This window comes from Vaccinium witches'-broom phytoplasma str. VAC (assembly GCF_000309405.1).
In the GTDB taxonomy this organism is placed as follows: Bacteria; Bacillota_I; Bacilli_A; order Acholeplasmatales; family Acholeplasmataceae; genus Phytoplasma.
The window spans coordinates 1-1,667 of the sequence record NZ_AKIN01000169.1 but is presented as its reverse complement, the minus strand read 5'-3'; the positions used below and the strand labels follow the sequence as shown (position 1 = coordinate 1,667).

Genomic DNA, 1,667 nt, shown 5'->3' with positions numbered 1-1,667 from the left:
AAAATGAAAAGAAAATGATTTTTTATTATTAATTATATTATTTTATTGTAAAAAAAGCGCAAAAAGTAACCTTTTTCAAAGTTAATATTTAAAAAAAATGATTCAAAATTTATTTATCTCAAATTTTGAGAATATTGAAGGGGCAAACGATAGTTTAATTTAGTGAAGAGCCATTGTTGATTCCAAAAATAAGGAAATTGGTTAATGATACTTTTCATTTAGCCAAAGAAATTCTCAATAATGGCGTTATCGCGAGGCGTCGCTTTGCGGGACACACCAATAAAAAGACTTTTTTAGTTAAGGTTTATTAAATTTTTAAAAATGGATAAAAACTGTGATTTATTTTTTGGTCTTTTTTAGGAATTATTATTTTTTCTTGTTGAAAATTAGTTTTTAATGAATTTTTGTTTATTTGTCATATTTATTTTTTTCAATAAGCTATTAATAATTTTTTCGCTTGTTCGAATTCTTGTTCACATTCATTTCTTTTTTCATATAATTGACGCGGATTGGTTTTAATGTTTTCTTTTAAATTCATTGCTTCTTCTAAATCTGAAGCCAACATTGCGTTGTGTGAAGGGTTTTTCTTTTTATATTTAGCTGCTTTTATATATGCTGATTTAATTATATCAGCCAAATCACGATTGGAATATTTTGCATTTGTATGATTCTCATTTTGACATCTTTTGGGCTATTCGTTCTAAATAACTAAAAGCTTGATAACTTATATTATAAGGCAAAGAAACATGTTTCAAAAAACCTTCTATTTGTTCATTTTGCAAATAATCTATATAAATTTCTTTGCTAAAACGACTTCTTAAAGCTTTATCTAATTTATCAATATTATTAGAAGCGCCCATCACTATAATTTTATTATTGTTTTATTTAAAACCGTCTATTTTAACTAATAAAGTGTTAGTTATATTGCTGTTTGTAAATTTTTCATTTTCTCTATTTGGCATACCATCTATTTCATCAATAAAAATAACACATTTATCATATTTTTCTGCTTCAGTCCAAATATTTTCTAATGCTTTTATTCCTTGGCCTGTGTATTGACAATCAAATTTAGCAGGAATAAGATTAATAAAGTGAGCGTTGCATTCGTTCGAAAAAGCTTTTATTAAAAAGGTTTTTCCTGTTCCTGGAGGACCATATAATAAATAACCTTTAGGTTTGATTGAATCTAAATTAAATAATTCTTCTTCATCGTCATTTAGTTCAAAAAACGAAATTAAATCTTGTAACTCTTCTTTTTCGGTGTCCATTGCGAAAATATCTTTAAAAAGAATTTTTAATTTTTTTTCATTTTGAAATAAAGATTTTTGCTCATTTAAAAAGAATAAATAACTTTTTAATTTTTGATATTCTTTATCTTCTTTGTTTACAATAATCAAGTTTTTTTCTATTTGATTTATTTTTTTTTCAATTATTTCAATAAAACGATGTACAGAATTATTTTTTTTGTTTTCAAAATTCGAAGTATTTTTCAAAACAGTTTCATCTTGTTTGTTTTTTAACGTTTTATCTTGTTCTTTATTTTGGGTATTGATTTTACTGATTAATTCTTCTAAATGTTGAGATTTTAATTCTAAATTTTTTAATTCAGTTTTTAGATTTTCTATTTTATTTTCTATTTTATTTTCTAAATTTTGAGATTTTAATTC

At 23.5% G+C, this 1,667-nt stretch carries 1 protein-coding gene and 2 pseudogenes; all 3 read right to left on the bottom strand.

The genetic code is table 11. The annotated features are described in order from the left end of the window. Positions 1-113: 113 nt before the first annotated feature. A pseudogene (locus RI68_RS04375) lies at positions 114-304 on the bottom strand (IS3 family transposase); the annotation flags it as partial. A gap of 126 nt (positions 305-430) precedes the next feature. Further along, positions 431-637: a hypothetical protein gene (locus tag RI68_RS03855; protein WP_152411643.1), complete on the bottom strand. Its 207-nt coding sequence runs from the start codon at positions 635-637 to the stop codon at positions 431-433. Between the two features lie 34 nt (positions 638-671). Continuing rightward, positions 672-1,397, bottom strand: a pseudogene (locus RI68_RS04370) (AAA family ATPase). Positions 1,398-1,667: the final 270 nt, after the last annotated feature.